Annotated in this window: 17 protein-coding genes, 1 tRNA gene and 1 pseudogene; 12 read left to right on the top strand and 7 right to left on the bottom strand. The window is 71.9% G+C overall.

Going from position 1 to position 24548, the window contains the following annotated elements; all coding sequences use genetic code 11:
• The first annotated feature begins 193 nt into the window (after positions 1-193).
• The 11 genes from bldG (at position 194) to IE178_RS29405 (ending at position 16372) form a co-directional block, all read left to right on the top strand.
• Entirely contained in the window at positions 194-535 is a 342-nt protein-coding gene (bldG, locus tag IE178_RS29455; protein WP_003991900.1) for an anti-sigma factor antagonist BldG, read from the top strand.
• Positions 536-646: 111 nt separating this feature from the next.
• Positions 647-1069: an ATP-binding protein gene (locus tag IE178_RS29450; RefSeq protein WP_184765059.1), complete on the top strand. Its 423-nt coding sequence runs from the start codon at positions 647-649 to the stop codon at positions 1067-1069.
• Positions 1070-1390: 321 nt separating this feature from the next.
• A complete protein-coding gene (locus IE178_RS29445; RefSeq protein WP_193514404.1) occupies positions 1391-3796 on the top strand; it encodes a sodium-translocating pyrophosphatase in 2406 nt (801 codons plus the stop codon).
• 194 nt (positions 3797-3990) lie between these two features.
• Positions 3991-4581 (top strand): small secreted protein, encoded by a 591-nt coding sequence (locus tag IE178_RS29440; RefSeq protein WP_184765061.1) that lies wholly within the window; start codon positions 3991-3993, stop codon positions 4579-4581.
• Positions 4582-4628: 47 nt separating this feature from the next.
• On the top strand, positions 4629-6158 hold the full coding sequence (locus tag IE178_RS29435) for a DUF7059 domain-containing protein (RefSeq protein ID WP_193514403.1): 1530 nt from the start codon (positions 4629-4631) through the stop codon (positions 6156-6158).
• A 272-nt stretch (positions 6159-6430) separates the two neighbouring features.
• Positions 6431-6628 carry a hypothetical protein gene (locus IE178_RS29430; protein WP_184765063.1) on the top strand — a complete coding sequence of 66 codons (198 nt, stop codon included), beginning with the start codon at positions 6431-6433 and terminating at the stop codon, positions 6626-6628.
• Positions 6629-6872: 244 nt separating this feature from the next.
• Positions 6873-9704 (top strand): type I DNA topoisomerase, encoded by a 2832-nt coding sequence (topA, locus tag IE178_RS29425; protein ID WP_193514402.1) that lies wholly within the window; start codon positions 6873-6875, stop codon positions 9702-9704.
• 137 nt (positions 9705-9841) lie between these two features.
• Positions 9842-13099, top strand: coding sequence for a dTMP kinase (gene tmk / locus IE178_RS29420; protein ID WP_193514401.1), 3258 nt, complete (start codon positions 9842-9844; stop codon positions 13097-13099).
• Positions 13100-13267: 168 nt separating this feature from the next.
• A complete protein-coding gene (locus tag IE178_RS29415) occupies positions 13268-14473 on the top strand; it encodes a DNA polymerase III subunit delta' (RefSeq protein WP_193514400.1) in 1206 nt (401 codons plus the stop codon).
• A gap of 105 nt (positions 14474-14578) precedes the next feature.
• Positions 14579-16180 (top strand): alpha/beta hydrolase, encoded by a 1602-nt coding sequence (locus IE178_RS29410; RefSeq protein WP_193514399.1) that lies wholly within the window; start codon positions 14579-14581, stop codon positions 16178-16180.
• A 118-nt stretch (positions 16181-16298) separates the two neighbouring features.
• Positions 16299-16372: transfer RNA gene (locus IE178_RS29405), tRNA-Thr, on the top strand.
• Positions 16373-16513: 141 nt separating this feature from the next.
• Here IE178_RS29405 and IE178_RS29400 read toward each other — a convergent pair.
• The 5 genes from IE178_RS29400 to IE178_RS29380 are packed head-to-tail and all read right to left on the bottom strand — an operon-like array spanning position 16514 to position 20682.
• The gene (locus IE178_RS29400; protein WP_184765068.1) at positions 16514-17089 is read right to left on the bottom strand and encodes a hypothetical protein; all 576 of its coding nucleotides are present in this window, start codon (positions 17087-17089) and stop codon (positions 16514-16516) included.
• Positions 17086-18483: a hypothetical protein gene (locus IE178_RS29395; protein ID WP_193514398.1), complete on the bottom strand. Its 1398-nt coding sequence runs from the start codon at positions 18481-18483 to the stop codon at positions 17086-17088. The genes IE178_RS29400 and IE178_RS29395 overlap by 4 nt, the downstream gene beginning before the upstream one ends.
• Positions 18480-19289 carry an ABC transporter ATP-binding protein gene (locus IE178_RS29390; RefSeq protein WP_318280315.1) on the bottom strand — a complete coding sequence of 270 codons (810 nt, stop codon included), beginning with the start codon at positions 19287-19289 and terminating at the stop codon, positions 18480-18482. Before IE178_RS29390 ends, IE178_RS29395 begins: the two co-directional genes overlap by 4 nt.
• A gap of 17 nt (positions 19290-19306) precedes the next feature.
• Positions 19307-20125: a zf-HC2 domain-containing protein gene (locus IE178_RS29385; protein ID WP_193514397.1), complete on the bottom strand. Its 819-nt coding sequence runs from the start codon at positions 20123-20125 to the stop codon at positions 19307-19309.
• Positions 20122-20682, bottom strand: a complete 561-nt coding sequence (locus IE178_RS29380) for an RNA polymerase sigma factor (protein WP_184765072.1) — start codon at positions 20680-20682, stop codon at positions 20122-20124. Before IE178_RS29380 ends, IE178_RS29385 begins: the two co-directional genes overlap by 4 nt.
• A gap of 268 nt (positions 20683-20950) precedes the next feature.
• Between IE178_RS29380 and IE178_RS29375 the strand changes: the two are divergent.
• Positions 20951-21845: pseudogene (locus IE178_RS29375) on the top strand (glycosyltransferase family 2 protein).
• Between the two features lie 115 nt (positions 21846-21960).
• Here the strand turns inward: IE178_RS29375 and IE178_RS29370 are convergent.
• Together IE178_RS29370 and IE178_RS29365 are read right to left on the bottom strand one after the other, a co-directional pair.
• Entirely contained in the window at positions 21961-23652 is a 1692-nt protein-coding gene (locus tag IE178_RS29370) for a bifunctional 3'-5' exonuclease/DNA polymerase (protein WP_193514396.1), read from the bottom strand.
• Between the two features lie 52 nt (positions 23653-23704).
• Complete coding sequence (locus IE178_RS29365; protein ID WP_193514395.1) at positions 23705-24466, bottom strand: Clp protease N-terminal domain-containing protein; 762 nt, start codon at positions 24464-24466, stop codon at positions 23705-23707.
• Positions 24467-24548: the final 82 nt, after the last annotated feature.

Here is a 24548-nt window from a genome sequence, read left to right as displayed (position 1 = left end):
CGACGCGACACTCGGGCTGTCGGTCTGCCCGGCATCAGCCACCGAAAGCGAAACGGTCCGCCGACTCCGTCGGCGGACCGTCAAGAAAGATCGAGGTAAGTGATTGAATGCCATCGCGGCTGGCGAACCGTCCCGGGGGCTTGGCCGAGATGCCCCAAGGGCGACCGCTCGATAGCTAGGTGCTGGAGGATCCGTGGACCTGTCCCTGTCGACCGAGACCATGGGCGATCGCACGATCGTCAGGGTCGGTGGCGAAATCGACGTATATACCGCGCCCAAGCTGCGCGAGCAGCTGGTCGAGCTGGTGAACGACGGCAGTTTCCACCTTGTCGTCGACATGGAAGGTGTGGACTTCCTCGACTCCACCGGACTCGGCGTGCTGGTCGGCGGCCTGAAGCGCGTTCGTGCCCATGAGGGCTCGCTGCGCCTGGTCTGCAACCAGGAGCGCATTCTCAAGATCTTCCGTATTACCGGCCTCACCAAGGTGTTCCCGATCCACACCTCGGTCGAGGAAGCGGTGGCGGCCACTGACTGACCACCCCGGTCCGGGCCGAAGCGCCCGGGCGGCAGAAGCGAACCAGGAGGCGGGCCGGGCTTTCGGCGGCCCGGCCTCTCCACAGCACGCCCGTAGTTGCGAGGGGGATGCATGGCCACCGTTGAACTCCGCTTCAGCGCGCTGCCCGAGCATGTCAGGACCGCCCGACTCGTGGCGGCGGCGGTTGCGCGCAGGGCCGGAGTGGACGAGGCCGTCCTCGACGAGGTCAGGCTCGCTGTCGGCGAGGCGTGCAGCAGAGCCGTGGGACTGCACCAGAACGGCGGCATCTCGGCACCCGTGAAGGTGCTGCTGATCGAGGAGGAGAAGCAGTTCTCCATCGAGGTCGGCGACGAGGCGCCCCACGCGGCCCCAGGTGAGCGGGCGTCCGGCGATGCCGAGGAGACCGAGGAGGACGAGATGGGCCTCGCGGTCATCAGCGGCCTCGTCGACGATGTCGAGGTCAGCGCAGGGGAGCAGGGCGGATCGATCCGCATGCGGTGGCCGACCGCGCCGCCGGCCACCCTCCTCGCCTGATCCGGTTCACTCGGACGGCGACTGTTTTTCCCGAAGGGCCCCCTCGTGGGGCCCTTCGGCATGTGCGGGTGCCGGTAATCGTGCTTACAGTGGTCTCGTGCGATTGATCGCGTGAATTCCTTCACGATCGATCGCCTCGTGAAAATGCGATCACGTGAATGCTCCGAAGGCATTACCGATTTCCGGTCGACGATGGTCCTGCGATCATTGAGGAAGAGTGGTTGCAGGCCATTTACATTTCACGCGCTCTGTTTTGATCAGGTTCCGGTACCTACAATCCCGTCCACATCTTGAGCTCAGCCCAAGCGTCAAGGAGGACGAATGGCGGGGCTTTCCATCTCACATGAGTCGGGCCAACCCACATCCCTCGCAGCCGCCGTGCTGACCGATGACAACCGCCTGCTCGTGGTGGTCATCGGCGTCGTCGCGCTGGCGGCGCTGGTGGTCGCGGGAGTCCTGGTGCGCCAGGTACTCGCGGCCGGCGAGGGCACCGACAGCATGAAGAAGATCGCCGCAGCGGTCCAGGAGGGCGCGAACGCCTATCTGGCCCGGCAGCTGCGCACCCTCGGCGTATTCGCCGTGATCGTGTTCTTCCTGCTCATGCTGCTGCCCGCGGACGACTGGAATCAGCGTGCCGGAAGGTCGGTGTTCTTCTTGATCGGAGCGGCGTTCTCGGCGGCCACCGGCTATATCGGTATGTGGCTCGCCGTGCGCAGCAATGTGCGGGTCGCGGCGGCGGCACGCGAAGCCACTCCGGCCGAAGGTGAGCCGGAAAAGGATCTCACCGCCGTCTCGCACAAAGCGATGAAGATCGCTTTCCGTACGGGCGGCGTCGTCGGCATGTTCACCGTGGGCCTCGGCCTGCTGGGCGCCACCTGCGTGGTGCTGGTGTACGCGGCCGACGCGCCGAAGGTGCTCGAGGGATTCGGGCTCGGTGCCGCGCTGATCGCGATGTTCATGCGGGTCGGCGGCGGCATCTTCACCAAGGCCGCCGACGTGGGCGCCGACCTGGTCGGCAAGGTCGAGCAGGGCATTCCGGAGGACGATCCGCGCAATGCCGCGACCATCGCCGACAACGTGGGCGACAACGTCGGCGACTGCGCGGGCATGGCGGCCGACCTGTTCGAGTCGTACGCCGTGACCCTGGTGGCCGCGTTGATCCTCGGCTCGGCGGCGTTCGGCGACGCGGGGCTGGCGTTCCCGCTGCTGGTGCCCGCGATCGGTGTCCTCACCGCGATGATCGGTATCTTCGCGGTGGCCCCGAGACGAGCCGACCGCAGCGGCATGAGCGCGATCAACCGGGGATTCTTCATCTCCGCGGTGATCTCGCTCGTCCTGGTCGCGATCGCGGTGTTCGTCTATCTGCCGTCGTCCTACGCCGACCTCGACGGCGTCACCGATGCGGCGATCCAGGGCAGGGACGGCGACCCGCGGATCCTCGCGCTCGTCGCGGTGGCCATCGGCATCGTGCTCGCCGCCCTGATCCAGCAGCTCACCGGCTACTTCACCGAGACCACCCGGCGTCCCGTGCGGGACATCGGCAAGACCTCGCTCACCGGTCCGGCCACCGTCGTCCTCGCCGGTATCTCGATCGGTCTCGAATCCGCCGTCTACACCGCCCTGTTGATCGGCCTCGGCGTGTACGGGGCGTTCCTGCTCGGCGGTACGTCGATCATGCTGGCGCTGTTCGCGGTGGCGCTGGCGGGCACCGGACTGCTCACCACGGTCGGTGTGATCGTCGCCATGGACACCTTCGGTCCGGTCTCCGACAACGCGCAGGGCATCGCCGAGATGTCCGGCGACGTCCAGGGTGCGGGCGCCCAGGTGCTCACGAACCTGGACGCGGTCGGCAACACCACCAAGGCCATCACCAAGGGCATCGCGATCGCCACCGCCGTACTGGCGGCGGCGGCGCTGTTCGGCTCGTACCGGGACGCCATCACCACCGGCGCGCGGGAGGTGGGCGAGAAGCTCAGCGGTGAGGGCGCACCGATGAGCCTGATGATGGACATCTCCCAGCCCAACAACCTCGTCGGTCTGATCGCGGGCGCGGCGGTCGTCTTCCTCTTCTCGGGGCTGGCGATCAACGCGGTGTCGCGGTCGGCGGGTTCGGTGGTCTTCGAGGTGCGGCGGCAGTTCCGCGAGAAGCCAGGGATCATGGACTACAGCGAGCAGCCGGAGTACGGCAAGGTCGTCGACATCTGCACCAAGGACGCCCTGCGGGAGCTCGCCACACCCGGTCTGCTCGCCGTGATGGCGCCCATCTTCATCGGATTCACGCTCGGCGTCGGCGCCCTGGGATCCTTCCTCGCGGGTGCGATCGGCGCGGGCACGCTGATGGCGGTGTTCCTCGCCAACTCCGGTGGCGCGTGGGACAACGCGAAGAAACTCGTCGAGGACGGCCATCACGGGGGCAAGGGCAGCGAGGCGCATGCGGCCACCGTCATCGGCGACACCGTCGGCGACCCCTTCAAGGACACCGCGGGACCCGCGATCAACCCCCTGCTGAAGGTGATGAACCTGGTGGCGCTGCTCATCGCGCCCGCGGTCATCGAGTTCTCCTACGGGGCGGACCGGAGCATCGGGATGCGGGTGCTCATCGCGGTCCTGGCGCTGGCCGTGATCGTCGGCGCGGTGTACGTGTCCAAGCGGCGCGGCATCACCGTGGGTGACGAGGACAACTCCGAGCCGAAGCCCAAGTCGGCCGATCCGGCGGTGGTTTCCTAGAGAAGGGCAGTGAACGCCACGTCAAGGTGTGGGCGGGCAGCGCGTTGTGACGCGGTGCCCGCCCTTTCCCTGGGCGCGCACGCCCCGGCCGTGAGCCTTATCTCGCTTGGTGCAAATGGCTTCAAATGCGTCTTAGCGGACGTTCGGCGGGTGGGTGTAGCCCATCTGGCGTGTATGTTCCGGGGCCGAGAGCCATGGAAGGGACCAATCCGGTGAACAAGAAGCTCGCGGCCGCACTGTCCGGCGGTGCGGTACTGGTACTGGCGCTGACGGGGTGCGGCGGCGACGACACCAACGAAAAGCTGGACGCCTGGGCGAAGCAGGTCTGCGACGCCGTGCAGCCGCAGGCCGCGAAGATCAGATCGGCCAACGCCGCCATCCAGAAGGAGACCTCGGACAACAGCACGCCGGACGAGGTCCAGAAGGTCGACTCGAAGGCCTTCCAGGACATGTCCGACGCCTACAAGGCGATCGGTGCCGCCGTGACCAAGGCCGGGGCTCCGGACGTCGAGAACGGCGAGAAGAAGCAGACGGACGCGGTCAAGGAGCTCAACGGCATCTCCGCGTCGTACGCCTCGCTGAAGAAGCAGGTCGACGGCCTCGACACCGACGACCAGGCGAAGTTCGCCGACGGCCTCAAGGACATCGCCTCCGAGCTGGACAAGCTGAGCAAGAGCGGCAGCAACGCCCTCAGCGCGCTGGAGGAGGGCGAGGTCGGTTCGGCGATGTCCCGGCAGTCCAGCTGCCAGACGGCCACCGCGACGGCGCAGGCCACGAAGAGCTGACGCCGCGACAGTGGCCGCGGGGGCGCCGGGTGAGGGCGGCGGCCACAATGGAGGGTGTGAGTGACGCCAGCCTGCCGCCCCTGCCCTCGTCCGACCGTCCCGAAGCCGCCGCCCGGCTACGGGACGCACTGCTCGGAGCCTCCTTCACCGCCGACGGACTGCTCGAACTGCTGGGCGCTCCCGCGTACGCGGCGCTGGCCCGCAGCGAGACCGTGCCCGCCCTTCGGGTGACCCGCGGGGACACACCGCTGGAGCTGCTCGTACGGCTGTTCCTGTTGCAGCAGCCCGTCGCGCACGCGCGCGCGGCGGAGGTGCTGCCCGTCGACGTCTGCCTGGAGAGCGGGTGGCTGGAGCGCGCCGACGCGGACCGGGTCACCGCGACCGTGGACGTGCGCCCGTTCGGCGGGCCGGCCGGCGAGGACTGGTTCATCGTCTCCGATCTCGGGTGCGCGGTCGGCGGCGCCGGGGGCATCGGCAGCCGGGACGAAGCCGTCGTGCTCGGCGTCGGCGGGGCGTCCACGACCCTGGCCGGCATCACCGTCCGTACGCCCGTGGCCTCCGCGCTCGACCTCGGCACCGGCTCCGGCATCCAGGCGCTGCACGCCGCCCGGCACGCCACGCGCGTGACGGCCACCGACGTCAACCCGCGCGCGCTGCACATCACCGCGCTGACCCTGGCCCTCTCCGGGGTCCCGGCCGCCGACCTGCGTGAGGGGTCGCTGTTCACGCCGGTCCGGGACGACGAGACGTACGACCTGATCGTGTCCAACCCGCCCTTCGTGATCTCGCCGGGGGCGCGGCTCACCTACCGCGACGGCGGGATGGGCGGGGACGATCTGTGCCGGGTGCTCGTTCAAGAGGCGGGGGAACGGCTGAACGAGGGCGGGTTCGCGCAGTTCCTCGCCAACTGGCAGCACGTCGAAGGGGAGGACTGGCAGGACAGACTCAGGTCATGGGTGCCTCGCGGGTGCGATGCGTGGATCGTGCAGCGCGAGGTGCAGGACATCACCCAGTACGCCGAACTGTGGCTGCGGGACGCGGGCGACCACCGCGGGGACCCGGCCGCGTACCGGGCGCGCTACGACGCGTGGCTGGACGAGTTCGAGGCACGCAAGGTGACGGCGGTCGGCTTCGGCTGGATCACCCTGCGCAAGTCGGGCTCCGCCGTGCCGTCGGTCACCGTGGAGGAGTGGCCGCACCCGGTCGAGCAGCCGCTCGGCGAGACGGTCAGGGCGCACTTCGAGCGGCTCGACTACCTGCGGGCGCACGACGACGCGGCGCTGCTGGAGGCACACTTCAGGCTGGCCTCCGAGGTCGTGCAGGAACAGGTCGGGCTGCCCGGCGCCGAGGACCCCGAGCACGTCGTGCTGCGCCAGAACCGCGGGATGCGCCGGGCCACCCGGGTGGACACCATCGGCGCGGGCTTCGCGGGCGTGTGCGACGGCACGATGAGCGCCGGCCGGATCCTGGACGCCATCGCCCAGCTCCTGGGCGAGGACCCGGTGCTGCTGCGCGACCGTACGCCGACCCAGATCCGGCTGCTGGTGGAACAGGGGTTCCTGGAGCCGGCCGGCTGAGGTGCGCGGGTCGGGAAGCGGGGGCGGGCCGCGATGGTCCCATAAATCACATCACTGTCATAAGCCGCAGCTTTCACACGGGCACCAGTCGCCGCCCGGCCTTTTCCCATCGATCCGGAAATCTCCGTCGTGGAGATTCCGGGCCGGTTCCGGCCCACTCGCTCCGGCCCGCGGCCCCCGCGTTCACCTTCGGTTCGCCCGCCCGCCGCCCGGGCGTGGCAGCGTCCCCCTCGGGCCGGTACCAGCGCACGGGAAAGAGGGGGCCGGGGGCCATGGAGAGTGGACCGGCGATCTTCGCGGGGATGGTGTTCTGCCTGTTCGGAGCAGGGTTGCTGGCCTGGACCGTGACCCGCGCGCGGCAGCACCGACCCGTCGCCCAGGGTGTGAGCCCCGTCGCATCGGTCACCGTCGCGGGACTCGCCGCGATGATCTCCCTGGCCCTCGGCGCATGGTGCTTCACCCGCCTGTGAGGAGCGACGGAGCACAGCCGCTCCCGGTAACCGGTAGATCGCGCTCCGCATAAGGGCGGGCGGAGTCTGGACACTCCGGGCGGCAGGAACGGCGGTAGTCGGGTTACCGTTCGAGTGGCCGTTGCGGGCTTTTCCCGTTTGACACGGGGGCGGGATGTACCGTCACACTCCGCAGCGTCACCATGACCCGACCCCGGGGGATCGCCTGGGGAGGCCCCAGCGTCGACCGGAGAGAAGAGCGAAGTTGTCCCCGACCAGCGAGACCGCGAAGGGCGGCCGCCGACTCGTCATCGTCGAGTCGCCTGCCAAGGCGAAGACGATCAAGGGCTATCTCGGCCCTGGCTACATCGTCGAGGCGAGCGTCGGGCACATTCGCGACCTTCCCAACGGTGCCGCGGAAGTGCCCGAGAAGTACACCGGCGAAGTCCGCCGCCTCGGTGTGGACGTCGACCACGACTTCCAGCCGATCTATGTGGTCAACGCGGACAAGCGGGCCCAGGTCAAGAAGCTCAAGGACTTGCTGAAGGAGTCCGACGAACTCTTCCTCGCCACCGATGAGGACCGCGAGGGCGAGGCCATCGCCTGGCACCTGCAGGAAGTGCTCAAGCCGAAGATCCCCGTCAAGCGGATGGTCTTCCACGAGATCACCAAGGACGCGATCCGCGAGGCCGTGGCCAACCCGCGCGAGCTCAACCAGAAGCTGGTCGACGCCCAGGAGACCCGCCGCATCCTCGACCGGCTCTACGGCTACGAGGTCTCGCCGGTCCTGTGGAAGAAGGTCATGCCCCGGCTGTCCGCCGGCCGTGTCCAGTCCGTCGCCACCAGGCTGGTGGTGGAGCGGGAACGCGAGCGCATGGCTTTCCGTTCCGCTGAGTACTGGGACCTCACGGGCACCTTCGCGACCGGCCGGGCCGGGGACGCGAGCGACCCGTCGTCCCTTGTCGCCCGGCTGCAGACCGTCGACGGCAGGCGCGTCGCACAGGGCCGCGACTTCGACTCCCTGGGACAACTGAAGAGCGCGAACACCCTCCACCTCGACGAGGCGAACGCCCGCGCCCTGGCCGCCGCCCTGGAGAGCACGCGGTTCTCCGTCCGCTCCGTCGAGTCCAAGCCGTACCGCCGCTCGCCGTACGCCCCGTTCCGTACGACGACGCTGCAGCAGGAGGCGAGCCGCAAGCTCGGCTTCGGCGCGAAGGCCACCATGCAGATCGCGCAGAAGCTGTATGAGAACGGCTACATCACTTACATGCGTACGGACTCGACGACCCTGAGCGAGACGGCGATCGCCGCCGCCCGCGCCCAGGTCACACAGCTGTACGGCGCCGACTACCTCCCGCCGCAGCCGCGCACCTACGCGGGCAAGGTCAAGAACGCGCAGGAGGCGCACGAGGCGATCCGTCCCTCGGGCGACCGTTTCCGTACGCCCGCCGAGACGGGGCTGACCGGCGACCAGTTCAAGCTGTACGAGCTGATCTGGAAGCGGACCGTCGCCTCGCAGATGAAGGACGCCACCGGTAACTCCGTCACCGTGAAGATCGGTGGCAGGGCGTCCGACGGCCGGGACGTCGAGTTCAGCGCGTCCGGCAAGACGATCACCTTCCACGGCTTCCTGAAGGCGTACGTCGAGGGGGCCGACGACCCGAACGCCGAGCTCGACGACCGCGAGCGCCGGCTGCCGCAGGTCGGCGAGGGCGACGCCCTCACCGCCGAGGAGATCACGGTCGACGGGCACGCCACCAAGCCCCCGGCCCGCTACACCGAGGCGTCGCTGGTCAAGGAGCTGGAGGAGCGGGAGATCGGCCGCCCGTCGACGTACGCGTCGATCATCGGCACGATCCTCGACCGCGGCTACGTGTTCAAGAAGGGCACCGCCCTGGTGCCGTCCTTCCTCTCCTTCGCCGTGGTCAACCTGCTGGAGAAGCACTTCGGCCGGCTCGTCGACTACGACTTCACGGCCAGGATGGAGGACGACCTCGACCGCATCGCGCGCGGCGAGGCGCGGGCCGTGCCGTGGCTGAAGCGGTTCTACTTCGGCGAGGGTGCCAGCAACGGCGACGCGGCCGACGCCGGCAACGGCGACGGGGACCACCTCGGCGGCCTCAAGGAGCTCGTGACCGACCTGGGCGCGATCGACGCGCGCGAGGTGTCGTCGTTCCCGGTGGGCAGCGACATCGTGCTGCGGGTCGGGCGCTACGGCCCGTACATCGAGCGCGGCGAGAAGGACACCGAGCAGCACCAGCGCGCCGACATCCCGGACGACCTGGCACCCGACGAGCTGACCGTCGAGCTCGCCGAGGAACTGCTCGCCAAGCCGAGCGGCGACTTCGAGCTGGGCACCGACCCGGCGACCGGCCACGCGATCGTCGCCAAGGACGGCCGCTACGGCCCGTACGTCACGGAGATCCTGCCCGAGGGAACGCCGAAGACCGGCAAGAACGCGGTCAAGCCGCGCACGGCGTCCCTCTTCAAGTCGATGTCCCTGGACACGGTGACCCTCGACGACGCGCTGAAGCTGATGTCGCTTCCGCGGGTGGTCGGCGCCGACGCCGAGGGCCAGGAGATCACCGCGCAGAACGGCCGCTACGGGCCGTATCTGAAGAAGGGCACCGACTCGCGGTCGCTGCAGTCCGAGGAGCAGCTCTTCACGATCACGCTGGAGGAGGCGCTGGCGATCTACGCCCAGCCCAAGCAGCGCGGTCGTGCCGCGGCCAAGCCGCCGCTGAAGGAGCTGGGCACCGACCCGGTGAGCGAGAAGCCCGTCGTGGTGAAGGATGGCCGCTTCGGCCCGTACGTCACCGACGGCGAGACCAACGCGACCCTGCGCTCCGACGACAGCGTCGAGACGATCACGCCGGAGCGCGGGTTCGAGCTGCTCGCCGAGAAGCGGGCGAAGGGCCCCGCCAAGAAGACCGCGAAGAAGGCCACCACCAAGAAGACGGCGGCCAAGAAGGCGCCGGCGAAGAAGGCGACGGCCGCCAAGAAGACCGCGGCGAAGAAGACCACGACCGCGAAGAAGGCGACGGCGAAGAAGACCGCCGCCAAGAAGGCGACCGCCTCGAACGCGGCGGAGGACTGAGTCCTCCCGGGATCCCCGCCCGGGGATCTTCGCCAAGGGTTCGGAATGCGAACGCCCCGGCAACACTTCGGTGTCGGGGCGTGTGCATGTCAGGCGCGTCGTGCCGGGCTGTCGGCGCGGGCCGATAGGCTGAACGCATGACGCGAGCCGAGCCCCCGACGGCCCCACCACCCGCCCCCGACGACGCGCTTGTCGCGGACTCCCGAGAGCGCGCCGTCCGCGCCCTGCTGCGCCGGCCGCAGATGAAACGCCTGTGGAGCGCACAGCTCGTGGGCGGGGTCGGTGACGTCCTCGCCCTCCTGGTGCTGGTCCTCCTCGCCCTTCAGGCGGCGGTCGCCGAAGGTTCCTTCGGCGGGGGCTACCGGGGAGCGGCGTTCGCAGTGGCGACCGTTTTCGGGGTGCGCATCCTGGCGACGCTGCTGTTCGGCGCCGTGCTCCTCGGCCCGCTCACCTCGCTCACCTCGCAGGACGGCCCGCTGGACCGCCGCTGGACCATGGTCGGCGCGGACGGGTTGCGGGCGGCGCTGCTCATCGTGGCGCCGCTGTGGATCGACTGGACACCCGAGGACGCGCTGGCCGTCCTCCTCGTCACCGCCTTCGTGACCGGTGTCGCCGAGCGGTTCTGGACGGTGTGCCGTGAGAGCGCCGCGCCCGCGCTGCTGCCCGCGCCGCCCCCGGAGGGCGCGACCGTGCGGCCGCTGCCCGACCACATGGACGCGCTGCGCCGCCTGTCGCTGCGTACGAGCTTCGTGGCGATACCGCTCGCGGCCGTCACGCTCGTCGTCGCGGCCCTGTTCAACAACCTGCTGGGCACGGGCATCGACTGGTTCGGGGAACACCGGGCGGCCCTCGCCTCGTACGTCGCGGCCGGACTGTTCGCCGCGTCGCTGTCCGTCCTGACCTTCCTGGAACTGCCCGGCACGCGCACCCCCCGCCCCCGGTCGCCGCTGGAGGGGCTGCGCCGCCCGAAGAGCGTCGCCGGCGCCGAGAAGGGCCGCACCGGTGCGATGCCGCTGCTGGTGCTCGCGTCCGCGTCCGTCGCCGGCGCGGTGTCGGCCGCGGTCGCCGTGTCGGTGCTGCACGCCAAGGACCTGGGCGGCGGCCCCGTGCTCTACGGCCTGCTGGTCGGCGCGCTGACCGGCGGTGTCGTCATCGGCATCCGCACGGCGCCCGCCCTGTTGCCGGCCCTGTCGCGCCGCCGGCTGCTCGCGCTGACCCTCGCCTTCACCGGTGTCGCGCTGCTGGCCGCGGGACTCGTCCCGGACGTCACCAGCGTGCTGCTGATCATGGCGCTGGCCGGCGTCGGCGCGGGCATGGCCGCCAACACCGGGCACACCCTGCTCGACCAGGAGACCGAGGACCAGCGCCGGGCCCGCACGACCGGGCATCTGCACGCCGCGGTCCGGGTCCTCGTGGCACTCGGCGCGGTGATCGCCCCGGTCGTGGCCGCGGGCATCGGGCCGCACCGGCTGGAGAACGGCCGGTTCGTCTTCGCACACGGCGGCGCCGCGTTCACGCTGATGCTGGTGGGCGCCCTGCTGCTGCCGGTGGCCGCGCTCGTACTGGCCAAGGTCGACGACCGGTCCGGGGTGCCGCTGCGGCAGGACCTGCGCGACGCGCTGCTCGGCGGCGACGACCCCGAGCAGGCACCCGCCGCCGCCGGCTTCTTCATCGCCCTGGAGGGCGGCGACGGCGCCGGGAAGTCCACCCAGGCCGAAGCGCTCGCCGAGTGGATCAGGGCCAAGGGCCACGAGGTCGTGCTCACCCGCGAGCCCGGGGCGACACCGGTCGGCAAGCGGCTGCGCTCCATCCTGCTGGACGTCTCCAGCGCCGGTCTCTCGCACCGCGCGGAGGCGCTGCTGTACGCCGCGGACCGGGCCGAGCACATCGACACCGTCGTACGGCCGGCCCTGGAGCGGGGCGCGGTCGTCATCTCCGACCGGTACATCGACTCCTCGGTGGCCTACCAGGGCGCGGGGCGCGATCTGTCGCCGACCGAGATCGCCCGCATCAACCGCTGGGCGACCAACGGGCTGGTCCCCCACCTGACGGTGCTCCTCGACGTGGCGCCGGAGACCGCGCGGGAGCGCTTCACCGAGGCGCCCGACCGGCTGGAGTCGGAGCCCGCCGAGTTCCACGCGCGCGTGCGGGCCGGCTTCCTCACGCTGGCCGCGGCCGACCCCGGCCGTTACCTGGTGGTCGACGCCGGCCAGGAACCGGAGGCGGTCACCGCGGTGGTCCGGCACCGGCTCGACCACGTGCTGCCGCTGTCCGAGGCCGAGATCGAGGCCCGCGAGGAAGCCCGTCGCAAGGCCGAGGAGGAGGCCCGCCGCAAGGCGGAGGAAGAGGCGGCCCGCAAGGCCGAGGAGGAGCGCCTGGAGCGCGAGCGCCAGGAGCAGCTGGCGCGGCTGCGCGCCGAGGAGGAGGAGCGCAAGCGGCGCGAGCTGGAGGAGGCGCAGCGGCGCGAGGCCGAACGGCAGGCGGAGGAGGCCCGGCAGCGGGCCGAGGAAGCGCGCCGGCGTGCGGAGGAGGAGCGTCAGCGGTTGCTCGCCGAGGAGAAGGCGCGCGCCGAGGAGGAGGCCCGCCGCAGGGCCGAGGAGGAACGCCGCCGCAAGCAGGCCGAGGAGGAGGAGCGGCTGCGCGCCGAGGCCGAGGCACTGCGCATGGCGAAGCAGCGCGAGGCCGAGGAGGCGCTGCTGCGCGCGGAGGAGGCCCGGCGGCTGGCCGAACGGGCAGCGGCCGCGGCGGAGGCGGGACCGAAGGTGACGGGTGCCCCCGCCGTGGACCCACGGTCCTCCAGGAGCGGGACCGGGGCCGCCCGGCCGGCCGAGGACGCGGCGACCGTGCCGACGCCGGTGGTGACGCCGACGAACGTGTCGGGCGGGCCGGTGGACGAGACGGCGGTGCTGCCCCGGGTGCCGGACGAGGCCGCCGGGCGGCGGTCCGGCGCCTCCGGTGTGTCCGACGCCGAGGTGACGACCGAGCTTCCGAAGCCGCCGGTTCCGACGGGCGCGGCCGACGAGACGGCGGTGCTGCCGTCCGTGGCGCCGGGTGCCGCGGACGAGACGGCGGTGCTGCCTCCGGTGCGCGGCGACGAACAGGGGCCCGCGGACCGCGTTCCGCCCGGCTACTTCCGGGACGAGCGTCAGGCGAGCGGGTACGACGGTCACGGCGGGTACGACGGTCACGGCGGATCCGACGGTCACGACGGACCCGAAGGTCCTCAGGACCGTACGCGCGAGCTGCCGCAGGTCGATCCCGAAGGCCCGTCCCGCCGACGCCGGCAGCGTTCCGACTGGGCCGAGGAGACCCCGCTGGACGATCTGCCGACGCTGGCGGACGAGCTGCTGGGCCCGCGCGACGACGAGGACGGCGGACGGGGCCGTCGGCGCTGAGCGGTCCCGGGGGCGCCGTCGCCGACCGGTTCCTGAGCCGTCGGCGCCGACCGGTCCCGGGACCGGTCGCGCTCACCGGGCCCGGGGTCCGGCCGTTGTCAGTGCCCACCCGCACAATGGATCCCGAAGGACGGACGTGGCGGATGTGACGGAAGGGCGGGCTGACCCATGACCGTGTGGGACGACCTCGTCGGGCAGGAGCGGGTGAGCGAGCAGCTCGCCGCCGCCGCCCGGGACGCCGACGCGCTCGTCACCGCCGTGGCGACCGACGCGCCCCCGCCCGAGGCGTCGAAGATGACGCACGCCTGGCTGTTCACGGGCCCGCCCGGCGCGGGGCGCAACCAGGCGGCGCGAGCCTTCGCCGCCGCGCTCCAGTGCGTCAGCCCCGACCGCGCCCTCGGCGGATCCCCCGGCTGCGGTTTCTGCGACGGCTGTCACACGGCATTGGTCGGTACCCACGCCGACGTCTCCTCGGTCGCCGCCGTCGGGTCGGAGATCCTCGTGAAGGACATGCGCGACACCGTCCGCAAGTCGTTCACCTCCCCGGCGAACGGCCGCTGGCAGGTGATCCTCGTCGAGGATGCCGAGCGGCTGAACGAGAAGTCCGCCAACGCCGTCCTCAAGGCGGTGGAGGAGCCCGCCCCCCGCACCGTCTGGCTGCTGTGCGCCCCCTCCATCGAGGACGTCCTGCCGACGATCCGCTCCCGCTGCCGTCACCTCAACCTGAGCACGCCCTCGGTGGACGCCGTGGCCGACATGCTCGTACGACGCGAGGGCGTCGAGCCGGACGTCGCCGCCGCCGTCGCCCGTGCCACCCAGGGGCATGTCGACCGGGCCCGCCGCCTGGCCACCGACCCCGCCGCCCGCGAACGCCGGGCCGCCGTGCTGAAGCTCCCGCTGCGGGTCGAGGACATCGGCGGCGCGCTCAAGGCCGCCCAGGAGCTCGTGGACGCCGCCGCCGAGGATGCCAAGCAGCTCGCCGAGGAGATGGACGGCAAGGAGACCGAGGAACTGAAGGCGGCCCTCGGCGCGGCCCAGGGCGGCCGCTTGCCGCGCGGCACGGCAGGCGTGGTCAAGGAACTGGAGGACATGCAAAAACGCCGCAGAACGCGCACCCAGCGCGACAGCCTGGACGTCGCCCTGACCGACCTGACCAGCTTCTACCGCGACGTCCTCGCCCTCCAGCTCGGCACCCGCATCGCCCTCGCCAACGCGGACGCCGAGGACGCGCTGGAGCGACTGGCCCGCGGCAGCTCCCCGGAAGCCACACTCCGCCGCATCGAGGCGATCGCCGCGTGCGGCGAGGCCCTCGACCGCAATGTGCCCCCGCTCCTCGCGGTGGAGGCGATGGCGATGGCCCTCAGAGCCGGCTGAGGAAACCTCCGGGGCCGCCGCGCCGACAGCTTGATGTCGTCACTCGTACGAGGCGCGGCATGCACGTAAAGCACTCATGTCGTTGCACAGGGTTACGCTCACGGTATGTACACAAGGAGCATTCTCCGCAGAACCCGTACCCGAGCCTGTCTGCTCGCCGCCGCCGCGCTGCTGGTCTCCGGCTGCTCCTCCGGGAGCGCGACGAGTTCCGGTTCGGCGGCGGCTGCGGAGGAGGCGGCTGTGGAGGAGGCGGCCGCCCTCGCCCCCCTGCCCCGCTCCACACCCGCGGCCCTCACGCCGTACTACGAGCAGAAGCCGGCCTGGCGCGACTGCGGTGTCCCCGGCTTCCAGTGCGCCACGTTGAAGGCCCCGCTCGACTACGCCGAACCGTCCGCGGGTGACGTCCGTCTCGCCGTCACCCGCAAGAAGGCCACGGGCCCGGGGAAGCGGCTGGGCTCGTTGCTGGTCAACCCCGGCGGCCCGGGCGGCTCGGCGATCGGCTACGCCCAGGCGTACGCCGGGATCGGGTACCCGGTCGACGTGCGCGCCCGCTACGACGTGGTGGCCGTCGACCCCAGGGGCGTGGCCCGCAGCGAACCCGTCGAGTGCCTGGACGGGCCCGAGATGGACACGTACACACGCACGGACGGCACACCGGACGACGCGAAGGAGACCGACGCGCTGGTCGCGGCGTACAAGAAGTTCGCCGAGGGCTGCGGGGCGGACGCGCCGAAGCTGCTGCGCCACGTGTCCACCATCGAGGCGGCCCGCGACATGGACATCGTGCGGGCCGCGCTGGGCGACGAGAAGCTGAACTACGTCGGCGCCTCGTACGGCACCTTCCTCGGGGCGACGTACGCGGGGCTGTTCCCGAACCGCGCGGGCCGTCTCGTCCTGGACGGCGCGATGGACCCCTCGCTGCCCGCGCGGCGGCTCAATCTCGAGCAGACGGCGGGCTTCGACACGGCGTTCACCGCCTTCGCCAAGGACTGCGTACGGCGGAGCGACTGCCCCCTCGGGGGCCGGGACGCGGGTCCCGGGCAGGCCGGCAAGAAGCTCAAGGCGTTCTTCGACGGCCTCGACGCCCGGCCGATTCCCACCGGCGACGCCGACGGCCGCAGGCTCACCGAGTCGCTGGCGACGATCGGCGTGATCGCCGCCCTGTACGACGAGGGCGCCTGGCCGCAGTTGCGCGAGTCGCTGACCGCCGCGATGCGCGAGAACGACGGCGCCGGACTCCTCGTCCTCTCCGACAGCTACTACGAACGTGACGCCGACGGCGGCTACACCAACCTGATGTTCGCCAACGCGGCCGTGAACTGCCTCGACCTCCCGCCCGCGTTCGACTCCCCGGACGAGGTGCGGCGGGCGCTCCCCGACTTCGAGAAGGCGTCCCCGGTCTTCGGCGAGGGCCTCGCGTGGGCCTCGCTGAACTGCGCGTACTGGCCGGTGCGGGCCACGGGGGAGGCGCGGCGCATCGAGGCGAAGGGCGCGGCCCCGATCGTGGTCGTCGGCACCACCCGGGACCCGGCGACCCCGTACCGCTGGGCCGAGGCCCTGGCCGGCCAGCTCTCCTCGGCCCGCCTGCTGACCTACGAGGGCGACGGCCACACCGCCTACGGCCGCGGCAGCGCCTGCGTCGACTCCGCGATCAACGCCTATCTGCTCCACGGGAGGCCGCCCGCGGACGGGAAGCGCTGCTCATAGCCGGTGCCACTACCCCGGAGGCAGCCCCTCCGACCCGCCTCCGGGGCCGGTACGAAGCACCCTCGGAAACTGTGTAGACTTACCGGCGTTGCTGATCGCACCATGGTGCACACAGCGCGCCGCCTTAGCTCAGATGGCCAGAGCAACGCACTCGTAATGCGTAGGTCTCGGGTTCGAATCCCGAAGGCGGCTCAGAGGTGGATCCGCTGGTCAACGGCGGTATGTGAGGGGCCCGGTCAAGATTGCTGACCGGGCCCCTACGCATGCGGTACACCCTCTTCGGCTGCCTGATCCAGGTGCCGGTGAACGGGACCGTGAAGAAGCTCGGACCGGTTACCGTCTCGGTCCCGCGACGGCGTAGGCCGCGGTGCCGGTGACCGTGAGGGCCAGGGCCGTCCAGGTGCCCGCTGCCGTGCCGGGTGGCAGCAGCATCCAGGTCGCCACCTGCATCGGCACACTCGTCGGGGGCGGCGCGAAGAACGAGAGCGAGAGCCAGGCGAACGGCAGCGTCCACGCGTACTGGCCGCCCGACAGCGCCGCGCCCAGGGCAGCCAATCCCATCAGGCCCGCGCTGTCCCGGACCACGAACGCGGTGGTGGCCGGGTCCGCGCCCACGGTCCGCACGGTCAGCAGCACCGTGGCGACGACCGCGCCGGCGAGCAGCACGTGCGCCGCTCTGCGGGGCCCCCAACGGATCGCGGCCGTCCGGTCCAGCGCGAGGTCCTGCCCGCCCAGCCCGATCGAGGCCGCCATCACCCCCGTGGCGAGGACGAGTACGGGCAGCCGCGGATCCCCGGGCCCCTCGCCCCCGTCCCGGGCGAGCGCCCACACCGCCACCGCGCTGATCACCACCGCGGCGAGCGAAGCCGGTACCTGACGGGAACGCGCGTACAGGGTCAGCCATCTCACCGGGACGCACCGCCGTTCAGCGCCTGGAACGCGTCGCCCTCGCAGGAGAACGCGGCGGCGCGCATCGCGTTGATCCGCGCGAGCTGTTCGTCCCGCGGCAGCGCCTTGAGTTCCTTCCACGCCGGGCGGGACTCGGCGTCGACCTCGCGGCGCCAACTCGCCGGCTCCGTGCCGGGAAGTGACGTGAGGTCCCCGAGGACCCAGCCCACCGCGACGGTCCGCGCGAACGTGTCCCGCCCCACGCTGGTCCAGCCGACGGGGGAGCACCCCGGCACCATGGCTTCGGCGATCAGGGCCCGGGTCAGCTCCTCGCCCTGCGCGGCGGCGATGATCTCGTCGTCGAAGTCGAAGAGAACGGTCGTGCGGGACCACTGCGGCATGGCGCCGTGCGGCAGTACGGCGGTGTTCTCCCGGACCGCGACCGGCGCCTGGTCGCCCAGGGCGCCGCGCAGCAGGCGCAGTGCCTCCTTACCCGGGCCCGCCAGGTCGTCGAGTCGCTCCTGGTGCATCGTGGTCACGCACACCGGGCCGTCGCACACCAGCTCCGCCGCTGCCTCGTCGACGACATACATCCGGCGCGGGTCGGAGGGGAGGACGAGCAGGGCGAGCGCCACGCCCGCCAGGACGGGCGTCAGGGCGAGAAGCCGGGCGCGCGGGGTCGCGGCGACCAGCAGCGCGAAGCCGGTCACGGCCAGGCCGAGCAGCCAGACCGTCTGCCCGACGTGCACGGAGGCGGAGAGCGTGACGAGTGCGTCGCGCACCTCCTGCACGGCCGGTGACAGCAGGGAGACCAGGTTCGGCTCCGTGCTCGGGACCTCCGCGGTCGTGGTCGTCCGTGTCCGGCCCAGCGACGTGTGCATGAGGGCCGTGAACACGAAGGCGCCCATGGCCAGCGCGGGCGGGGTGAGCGCGGACGGCAGGGTTCGCCCGGCCCCCATGCCCAGTACGGCACCCGCGACGAGGGAGAGCGCCCCCACCAGCGAGATGGGCAGCCACCCGAGGTGCGTGTACTCGGTGTTGCCGGGCACCTGGACCGCGCCCACGAGGACGAGGAGCGTGAAGGCCGAGGCCAGCGTGATCGCCGTCGTGCCCGTCAGCGTGGCCGCGCGGTGCCGGACGGGCCTCGGTGTGCTCGTCAGCAGCTCGGACATCTTCGAGCGGTGGTCGCGCAGGCCCTGCAGCGCTCCGAACCCGACGGCGAGCGGCCAGAGGTAGTACAGCAGGGAGCGGGTCCACAGGGCCATGGGCGTCCACTGGTTGGTCCACATCGCGGTGCCCTTCCACCACGGACCGGGGATCAGGTACAGGAACGCCAGCGCGGCCGCCAGGACCACGGCCCCGGCCCACGGTGCGACGGAGCGCCTCAGTTCGATGCGCAGGACACGGAGGTTCACCAGTTGCCCCTTCCCTGCTCGGGGTCCTGCAGCAGTGCCGAGTAGCCGCGCTCCAGCGGGCTGTCGCCCACGTGCCCAGGGCCGCCCGCCGCGGCCAGCTCGTCCGGGGCGCCCTGGAAGACCAGCCGGCCCTCGGCGAAGAGCACCACGTCGGTGCAGGCGGCGGCGACGTCCTCCACCAGGTGGGTCGAGACGACCACACAGGTGTCCGTACCGAGCTGCTGCAGCAGCTCGCGGAACCGCAGCCGCTGCGCCGGGTCCAGGCCGACCGTCGGCTCGTCGAGCAGCAGGATCGACGGGTCGTTGACGATGGCCTGGGCGATGCCCACCCGCCGCACCATGCCGCCGGACAGGGCCTTCATCCGCTCGTCGGCGCGGTCCGCCAGGCCGACCCGCTCCACGGCGCGCTGGACCGCCGCGGGGATGTCCGCCTTGGGCACCTCCTTCAGCCACGCCATGTACTCGACGAACTCGCGCACCGTGAAGCGCTTGTAGTAGCCGAACTCCTGCGGCAGATAGCCGATCCGGCGGCGCAGCGCACGGTGTTCCCCCATGCCGCCCACGGACGTGCCGAGCAGTTCCAAGGTGCCCCCGGCGGGGCGCAGTACGGTGGCCAGCGCCCGGATGAGGGTGGTCTTGCCCGCCCCGTTGGGGCCGAGCAGGCCGTGTACGCCGGTGCCGAGCGACAGGTCGAGCCCGTCGACGGCCATTCGTTTCCTGCCAACCCTGACCTTCAGCCCGGTGGCCTGGATCTGCCAGGCGTAGGCCGTCGGTGCGATGTCGGCCGCGCTCACCGCGGGCGTCATGTGGGTCCTTCCCGTAGTCATCGATGGGCTTCCAGCACGGAGTACGCGCCCCTGCGGGCGATCACGACACCGATGCCGAGCGCGAGGATCAGTCCCCACACAGGCAGAGCGCCCGTCTGCAGGGCGACGGCCGTACGGCTGGCGGCCAGGGTCGGCGCCACGACCACGGCGGCCCACACGGCCACCAGTGACACGGCGGCACGGGTCACGCCGACGACACCGCCGAGCGCCAGGGTCGTCGAGGTGAAGGCCAGACAGGGCAGCAGCCACTGCGCGGCCGTCACCCCCGTCGCCCATCCGCCCACCAGCAGCGCGGGCACGACCACGGCGAGCACGGACATGGTGCGCCGCAGCACCAGGTACAGTCCCGCCCTCGGCGCGGAGGCCGTCAGCTCGTACGCCGGGTCCAGACCGCGCGCCCACGACGCCGCGACGCCGAACACGGGCAGGACCGGGGCCAGCAGCAGCACCAGCGACACCTCGCCGGGGGCGGTGTCGGCCAGGTCCAGCAGCAGCGCGAGCAGTGTCACGCTCACGGCCATGGCCAGCCACGGCACCATGGTGGGCGTCAGCCACCTCGACAGCCGCGCCGCCCAGCGCCGTCGGCGCGGCATCACGGCGGTGGCGGCCAGCCGGGGTCCGAGGCCGGCCCACACGGTGTCGACCAGCGCCACCACGGCCGGCGCCTGCGCCGCGACGGCGGCCGACAGCCGGTCACGGCACACCCGGCACGCCTCCAGATGAGCCTCCAGGGCCCACACCTCGTCGGCGGCGATGTCCGTGCCGCCGCGCGCGTAACCGTCGATGATCCGCACCGACGCGTGTTCCCCGCTCATGCCAGCGCCTTCCGCATCGCGATCCGGGCCCGGCGGGCACGGGTCTTGACGGTCCCCTCGGGCAGCCCGAGCAGGACCGCGGTCTCCCGGACGGACATCCCGTCGAGCACCATGGCCTGCAGTACCTGTCTGAGCTCCGGCGCGAGGCGGCGCAGCGCGTCCCCGACGTCACCTCCGACGGTCGCCGCGAGCACCTCCTCCTCGGCGGCGGGCGCCACGGTCCGCGAGGCGGCCGCGGGCGGCGGCTCCGCGTGGTGGGCCCTGCGCCGGAACGCGTCGACGAGGCGGCGCGCGGCGATCGTCCACAGCCAGCCGACGGCCGTACCTCCGGCCGCGGCCCCGGCGAACGCACCCGCCGCGCGCCACACCGCCAGATACGTCTCCTGCATGACCTCGGCGACGATCTGCTCGTCCGCACAGCGGCGGCGCAGCCGCACCGCCAGCCACGGCGCGGTGCGCCGGTACAGCTCCTCGAACGCGGCCCGGTCGCCCTTGGCCACCAGCCGGACGAGACGTTCCTCGTCCAGCTCGCCCGGTGCCTTCCTGACTGATCTCACGCCTGCTAGACGCCGGGCACGGACGGCGAGTTTTCCCTCTGGCGTGACCCCCGTCACATGTGGGTGCGGCCCGGGGCGATGGATGCGTGGGTGGTCTCGCGGATCGTCGGTGTCGTCGTGGGCCCGGTCGGCCGGCGCACCCAGCGACGTGCGATGTGCGGATCCGGCAGGGTGACCCGCCCACCGGCGGGCGTACTTGGGGAGTCCTCACTGTGAACGGCTGGCATCGCCCGTCAGCGGAGTCGCCGGTCGCAGTGGGGTGAGGGACATGGAGACGCCGAGGATCGCCGTCGCCGTGGTGACCATGGGGAACCGGCCCGCCGAGGTCGACGCGCTGCTGGAGTCCGTGGCCAAGCAGGACGTCCCGCCCGTGCGGATCGTGATCGTGGGCAACGGCTGCCCGCTGCCCGAGTTCGCCCGGCGGCTGTCCCTGCCCGGCGAGGTCACCACCGTCGAGCTGGAGGAGAACGTCGGCTGCCCCGGCGGCCGGAACGCGGCGATCGCGCGGTTGCGGGAGTTCGGGGACGTCGATGTCGTCGTCGAACTGGACGACGACGGTCTGCTCGTCGACGCCGACGTGCTGCGCCGCGTGCGGGAGCTGTACGCCTCCGACGAGCGGCTCGGGGTCGTCGGATTCCGCATCGCCGACGAGCTGGGGGAGACCCAGCAGCGCCATGTGCCCAGGGTCGGGCGGTCGGATCCGATGCGGGGCGGGTACGTCACCGGATTCCTCGGCGGCGGGCACGCGCTGCGGATGACGATGCTCGACGAGATCGGCGACTGGCCCGCCGCGTTCTTCTTCGCGCACGAGGAGACCGACCTCGCCTGGCGCGCCGTCGACGCCGGGTGGCGGATCCTCTACGTGCCCGAACTCCTGCTCCAGCACCCGCGTACCTCACCCGCCCGGCACGCCATCTACTACCGGGTGAACGCCCGGAACCGGGTGTGGCTGGCCCGCCGGCGGCTGCCGCTCGTGCTCGTACCCGTCCATCTCGGGGTGTGGGTGCTGCTCACCCTGGTGCGGAACCGGTCGGGCGGGGGGGCTGCGGGCCTGGTTCGGCGGATTCGTGGAAGGTCTGCGGGAGCCGGCCGGGGAGCGGCGGGCCATGCGCTGGCGGACGGTGTGGCGGCTCACCCGGCTGGGACGGCCGCCGGTCATCTGAGGCGCCGGTCATCTGACCCGTCGGTCTTCTGTGGGCGGGAGATCTCGCCAACGGATCGCGGTGCTGGAAGAACTGCGCGCGCGGGCGGTTGGACGCCTGCCGGCAGACGGGCTGATCACTTGGCGTCCGCATAGCACTCCACCACCGCCGTCGTGAACGGGAACCGCACCGGCGTCTGTCCGAACGTCAGCCGGCCCGCCAGGTCAGCGGCCTGCCGGATCGCCGCAGTCACCGCCTCCGCCTCCTCGGCGGGACAGTGCACGATCACCTCGTCGTGCTGGAAGAAGACCAGTTCGGCCGCCATGTCGCTCAGGGTGCGCCGCAGTGCGGCGAGCAGCAGCAGGGCCCAGTCGGCCGCGCTGCCCTGGACCACGAAGTTGCGGGCGAAGCGGCCACGGGCACGGGAGTTGGTCGAGGCGTAGCCCGGTACCCAGGGGCGGGAGTCGGACGCCTGGTCCGCCTCCGCGACGGGGATGCCCGCCTCCTCCACCGCGTCGTCCGTCGTACGGGCGGCCGGCGGGGAGGTGCGGCCCAGCCAGGTCCGTACGAGCCGGCCCTCCTCACCCGCGCGGGCGGCCTCGTCGACGTAGGCCACCGCCTTGGGGAAGCGGCGTCTGAGGGCGGCGAGGTTCTTCAGACCGTCGCCCGAGGTCTGGCCGTAGACAGCGCCGAGGACGGCGAGTTTGGCCTGGGCGCGGTCGCCGGAGAAGGCGTGGTCGGAGACCGACTGGTACAGGTCGGTCTCCCGGCCGGCCACCTCCATCAGCCCGGGGTCGCGGGAGATGGCAGCCAGTACCCGGGGCTCCATCTGGTCGGCGTCGGCCACGACCAGCCGCCAGCCCGGGTCGGCGACGACAGCGCGGCGGATCACCTTGGGGATCTGCAGGGCGCCCCCGCCGTTGGTCACCCAGCGGCCGGTCACGGTGCCGCCCGCGAGGAACTCCGGCCGGAACCGGCCGTCACGCACCCAGTCCTGCAGCCAGGACCAGCCGTGCGCGACCCAGATCCGGTACAGCCTCTTGTACTCGATCAGCGGTTTCACGGCCGGGTGGTCGACGGACTCGATCTCCCAGCGGCGGGTCGAGGAGACCTTGATGCCCGCCTGTGCGAAGGCCTTGACGACCTCGGCCGGCAGATCGGGCCGCACCCGGCGGCCGAAGGCGGCGGACACCTCGTCGGCGAGCTCGGCGAGCCGGCGCGGCTCGCCACCGCCCGTGTACCGCTCGCCGAGCAGGTCGTGCAGCACCGCGCGGTGCACGTCCGCCCGCCAGGGCAGCCCCGTGCGGTTCATCTCCGCGGCGACCAGCATCCCCGCCGACTCGGCGGCCGTCAGCAGTCGCATCCGGTCGGGGCGCGCGGTCGCGTCGGTCCGTCGCTGCTGCTCGGCGTAGACCGCGAGGAGGTCGGTCAGCGGCAGCGGGACGCCCCGGGGTTCGAAGAGGGATGACTGGGCGCCCGGTTCGGCCGGGCGCTGCGGCGGATCGGGCGGTACGGGGCCACCGCGCAGCCGGGCCAGCGCTGCCGCGGCCGAGCGGGGTTCCCCGTAGCGGCCTTCGTGACCGAGCAGGAGCGTCTCGGCGGCCTCGATGTCGTAGCCCCGCTCCACTCGCACCCCCGTGGCGAGCAGGCGCGGGTAGACCTCGGCGGTGGACCGCCACACCCACCGCGTGACACCGGGACGGCTCCGCACGGCTTCGGCGAGGTCCGCCTCCCGCCGCACCGGACCGGCGGGCAGCCCGTCCGGACCGAGGGGGGCGACGTCCACGCCACCGTCCTCGGCCGGAGCGAGCGCCCACCGGTCGGCCATGCTGCGAGTGTGGCAGGAGGGTCTGACATTGACGCTGATACGCGGGTTCCGATCAGTCCTCCTGTGAGGACTCGGGTGCCTCCTCGCCCTCCGTCCGCGTCTCGACGAACTGCGCGAGCATCTCGCCCACGTACCGCTCGGTGGTGGCCTTGTCGATGCCCAGACCGCTGAGCAGGCCCTTGCCGTTCTCGTGTTCGAGCAGGGCGAGCAGGAGGTGCTCGGTGCCGATGTAGTTGTGGCCGAGGCGGAGGGCCTCGCGGAAGGTGAGTTCCAGGACCTTCTTGGCCGCCGGGCCGTACGGCACCAGCTCGGGAGCCTCCTCGACGGCCGGCGGGAGCGCCGCGCGCGCGGCCTCGCGGACCGCCTCCACGGAGACGCCCTGCTCGGTGATCGCCTTCACCGCCAGGCCCTGCGGCTCGGCCAGCAGACCGAGGACCAGGTGCTCGGGGAGGCCCTCGGCGTTGCGTGCGGCCTGGGCCTCGTTGTGCGCGGCCATGACCGTGTTGCGGGCGCGGGGCGTGTAGCGGCTGAAGCCCTGGCTCGGATCGAGGTCGGTGCTCTCCTTCGGTACGAAGCGCTTCTGGGCGGCCTGCCGGGTGACGCCCATGCTCCTGCCGATGTCCGTCCAGGAGGCGCCCGAGCGTCGGGCCTGGTCCACGAAGTGGCCGATCAGGTGGTCGGCCACGTCGCCGAGGTGCTCGCCCGCGAGCACCGCGTCCTGAAGCTGTTCGAGGGGCTCCTCGTGGACCTTCTTGATGGCCGCGATGAGGTCGTCGAGACGCACGGATGACTTGATGGCTGGGTTCGTCGTCATGTGTCAACCGTAGGTTGACAGTCGGCGGGCGTCAACCCGAAGTTGACACCTTCGGGTGAATCCCCGCGGCATGGCACGATCG

The sequence above is a fragment of the Streptomyces griseoloalbus genome, assembly GCA_014650015.1.
In the GTDB taxonomy this organism is placed as follows: Bacteria; Actinomycetota; Actinomycetes; order Streptomycetales; family Streptomycetaceae; genus Streptomyces; species Streptomyces griseoloalbus.
The sequence above is the reverse complement of the archived record's forward strand: the minus strand, read 5'-3'. Positions and strand labels throughout refer to the sequence as shown.

Coding starts and splice junctions, on each gene's coding strand:
- IE178_RS29450 (WP_184765059.1), top strand. CDS start 647: ATGGCCACCGTTGAACTCCGCTTCAGCGCGCTGCCCGAGCATGTCAGG.
- IE178_RS29445 (WP_193514404.1), top strand. CDS start 1,391: ATGGCGGGGCTTTCCATCTCACATGAGTCGGGCCAACCCACATCCCTC.
- IE178_RS29440 (WP_184765061.1), top strand. CDS start 3,991: ATGGAAGGGACCAATCCGGTGAACAAGAAGCTCGCGGCCGCACTGTCC.
- IE178_RS29435 (WP_193514403.1), top strand. CDS start 4,629: ATGGAGGGTGTGAGTGACGCCAGCCTGCCGCCCCTGCCCTCGTCCGAC.
- IE178_RS29430 (WP_184765063.1), top strand. CDS start 6,431: ATGGAGAGTGGACCGGCGATCTTCGCGGGGATGGTGTTCTGCCTGTTC.
- tmk (WP_193514401.1), top strand. CDS start 9,842: ATGACGCGAGCCGAGCCCCCGACGGCCCCACCACCCGCCCCCGACGAC.
- IE178_RS29415 (WP_193514400.1), top strand. CDS start 13,268: ATGACCGTGTGGGACGACCTCGTCGGGCAGGAGCGGGTGAGCGAGCAG.
- IE178_RS29410 (WP_193514399.1), top strand. CDS start 14,579: ATGTACACAAGGAGCATTCTCCGCAGAACCCGTACCCGAGCCTGTCTG.
- IE178_RS29390 (WP_318280315.1), bottom strand. CDS start 19,289: ATGACGCCCGCGGTGAGCGCGGCCGACATCGCACCGACGGCCTACGCC.
- IE178_RS29385 (WP_193514397.1), bottom strand. CDS start 20,125: ATGAGCGGGGAACACGCGTCGGTGCGGATCATCGACGGTTACGCGCGC.
- IE178_RS29370 (WP_193514396.1), bottom strand. CDS start 23,652: ATGGCCGACCGGTGGGCGCTCGCTCCGGCCGAGGACGGTGGCGTGGAC.
- IE178_RS29365 (WP_193514395.1), bottom strand. CDS start 24,466: ATGACGACGAACCCAGCCATCAAGTCATCCGTGCGTCTCGACGACCTC.